This is a genomic window from Streptomyces sp. NPDC001156 (genome assembly GCF_053598275.1).
This window is the reverse complement of the sequence record NZ_JBSFJX010000427.1, coordinates 1-3023: the sequence shown is the minus strand read 5'-3', so window position 1 is coordinate 3023 and position 3023 is coordinate 1. Positions and strand designations below refer to the sequence as shown.

The window sequence follows — 3023 nt, the reverse complement described above, 5'->3', positions numbered from 1 at the left end:
ATGACGCCCTTGCCGGTGTCCGCCCCGGCGATGACGCCCGCCGCGTGCGTACCGGTGCCCACCTCGTCCTTCGCCCAGCCCTCGTCCGTGCCGTGGACGAGATCGGTCCCGGTGCGCACCCGTTGTTTCAGATCGGGGTGCTCGGCGCTGACGCCAGAGCCGATGAGTGCGATCTTGACGCCGAAGGCGCGGAAGGTGGGGGGTAGCCGGTCCAGCCGCATGGCCTGCTGGCCCCAGCCGTACTGCTGCCGCTGGTCCAGCTCGGGGTACACCTTGGCGAGGGGGGTGAGGGTGACGACGTTCTCCTGGGTCGCCGACAGGTCGGGGCGGTGGATCCAGCGGTCCGTGTAGCCGTCCTTGGGCCGGATGTAGAGGGACTGGACGGAGTGTTCGGATTCCGTCGCCAGGGTGATGGTGGTCGTCCCGTCGGCCCCGGTGATGCCCTGGGCGGGCCATGTCGAGCCGATCAGGAACACCCCCGCGCCTGCCAGTGGTTCACCGTCGGGACCGCAGACGCGCAACGTGATGTCCACGGGTTGTTCCAGGGGCATGACCAGCCCCGGATCACGGAGCGGCACGGCTCCGGCGGCCGGCGTGGCGAGGGGCCCGGCCGCGGACAGGGGCAGGTCGGGTTCGATGTGCACATGCAGCGACCGCATCGCCGGCACCTGGGCCTCGGCCGCCTCGACGACCGCGATCTCCGGGCAGGAGGGCTGCAGTCCGCTCGACTGGAGCTTTTCCGACGGCCGGAGCCTGCGGGTCACTTTGACCTCGGGCATCCGCTCCAGCCGGTCGCACACCGCGTCCATGCCGAGTTCCGGCACTCCCAGGGGGAGCAGATGCTGCGGCAGCGGTGTCACCATGTACCGCTGTCGGCGCGGCCGCACCGTGAACGGTGACGGTGCGCCCTTCCTGCGTTCTCCCGCTTCCTTCCCCTCGGGTCCCGGCCCACCCGCCGCCGCGCCCTCGAACTCGCTCTCGCGGTTGTTTCCGGGCCTTTCCTTGACCATCACGTCCACCTTCACCACGCCTACGTCTACGTCGTCCTTGTGCTCCTGATCCGGCGACGGGCGGCTCGCGCTTTTCACGGTGATGCGGTGTGCCCGGGAAGACCCCCCGGGCACACCGCACAGTGAGCCGCCCGGGGGTCAGCCGATACCGAAGGGCTGGCCCATCTGCCCGAAGCCGAAGCCGGGCTGCTGGAACTGCTGGAACGGCTGGCCGAACTGCTGCTGGCCGTAACCGCCGCCCCACTGGCCCTGCTGGCCCTGCTGGCCCTGCTGGCCCTGCTGGCCCTGCTGGCCCTGCTGGCCCTGCTGGCTCTGCTGGACCAGCGTCAGGATCGCGGTCGGCAGCGCCTGCTGCACGGACTGCTCCACAGCGCTGCGCACGCCCTGCACCAGCGCGTGATGCAGGGCGACAGCCAGGTACGGGTGCGCCTGGTGGGCCAAGCCCTGTTGCTGCAGCTGCTGCTGGACCTGCTGGATCTGCTGCAGCGTCTGCTGCATGCGCTGCGCGACCTGCTGGCTCGCCTGCTGGCACGCCTGCTGGATCGCCTGCTGGACCACCTGCGAGAGCTGCTGCTGCGGCGCGCCGATCTGCTGGCCGAACTGCTGCTGGGGTGGTGTACCGGTCATCACCGACATGAATGCTCCATTCGACGCCAGGGAAGCCGACATAAGGGATTATGTCGGCTTTTTCAGAATGTCTCCGCCGTGTTGAAGCTAAGGTGACGTCACCTCGCCCGCAATCGGGCGAGCCGTTCAGGGGGAGGAATCCCCCCGATTGGATCCGGCGCTCGTGCGGCAGTACTACAAGACGCAGTCCCAACTGGCCTGCCCTACGCGGAGTCCTGGATACGGTTGTGGCCCGGCTCGACGAAACAGACCGCTTGGCCGGCATCGTGGAGATCTCGATGCGTGCCACGCTCGACGCTGTGGGCCGGCAGGCAGAGGCGGGGTGCAGGAGCGATCTCCCGGCCCAAGCCGGTGGCGCCGGCAGCTCGACGCGCTCGGTCCCTCCCTTGCCGTTGAGATGTTCGTCCCCTTCCCCCACCGGCGACGCGCGCAAGGAAGCCGTCGCCTACCTGCGCGAGGCACAGCGCCGGCTGCGCGACTGCCGCAGATGTGGCATGCCGGAGCCCGAACTGGTCGTCGGCGGCGGCGGGATGGGCCTGTGGAAGGCGCTGGCCGAGGTGTTCCTGACCGCCCGGCACCAGCGGTGCTGGGCGCACAAGACCCGCATGTTGCCAACGCCCTGCCGAAGTCCGTGCCGCCGGGCGCGACGAAGGCGATACAGGAGATCCATGACGCCGAGGACCGCGCGCAAGCCGAGCAGGCGATCGAGGCGTTCGCGCGCACCTACGGCGTGAAGTGGCCCAAGGCCGTCGCGAAGATCACCGACGATGCGGTGACCGGGGTCTTGGGCCTGATCAACGTCACGCTCCCCGCTGCCGGGTAGACCGGGGGCCGAAGTCGGCCGGACTGGGCCACTATCACTCTGGCGAGGGTTGTCCTGAGGCCACCGGCCTGTGCCGCATGCTGTTCTGCCAGACTCGAAGGCATGCCGAAGAGCCGTGGCCGCCGCACGTCGAGCGGTGGCAAAAAGTCGGTGCGCCGTGCGCCAGGCCCTGTGCGGTTGTCGGACCGTGTGCTGCGCCAGGCCCGAACCCTGCACCTGCAGGACAGGGATGTCCTTGCCGTGGAGGCGTGGGCGAGCGGCTGCCTGGGCGAGGCGTGGCTGGGCGCCGGGATGACGGAACGCGAGCCGGAGGTGCTGCTGTGTCGTGAGGTGGCGGGACGGGCTTCGATAAAACCGTCCCCGCATGGCCTGGCCGCCGTGGCCGCGCTGCAGCGCGTCGCCCCGCCCGCCAGCCGCGCCGTGCTGCAGGAGACGGTGGAGAGTCTCTCCTGTTCGCAGCCGCTGCCGGCGTGGCATGCGGCCGCACCGCACCGCCCGGTGCGGGCCTGGTGCGCGGTGGACGTGTGGGACAGCGAGCGGGTGCTGTTCATCGACTACGACGG

2 protein-coding genes and 2 pseudogenes are annotated in these 3023 nt (G+C 70.0%); 2 read left to right on the top strand and 2 right to left on the bottom strand.

Going from position 1 to position 3023, the window contains the following annotated elements; genetic code table 11:
* Together ACWDA7_RS51670 and ACWDA7_RS51665 are read right to left on the bottom strand one after the other, a co-directional pair.
* Window positions 1-1088, bottom strand: a pseudogene (locus ACWDA7_RS51670) (S8 family serine peptidase); the annotation flags it as partial.
* A 60-nt stretch (window positions 1089-1148) separates the two neighbouring features.
* A complete protein-coding gene (locus ACWDA7_RS51665; RefSeq protein WP_450615021.1) occupies window positions 1149-1646 on the bottom strand; it encodes a hypothetical protein in 498 nt (165 codons plus the stop codon).
* A gap of 413 nt (window positions 1647-2059) precedes the next feature.
* Between ACWDA7_RS51665 and ACWDA7_RS51660 the strand changes: the two are divergent.
* A pseudogene (locus ACWDA7_RS51660) lies at window positions 2060-2406 on the top strand (transposase); the annotation flags it as partial.
* A 156-nt stretch (window positions 2407-2562) separates the two neighbouring features.
* A partial coding sequence (locus tag ACWDA7_RS51655; RefSeq protein WP_450615019.1) for a hypothetical protein occupies window positions 2563-3023 on the top strand: 461 nt, incomplete at its 3' end.

Bases quoted from the DNA above. Each gene is read 5' to 3' on its own strand.
- ACWDA7_RS51665 (WP_450615021.1), bottom strand. From the start codon at position 1,646: ATGTCGGTGATGACCGGTACACCACCCCAGCAGCAGTTCGGCCAGCAG.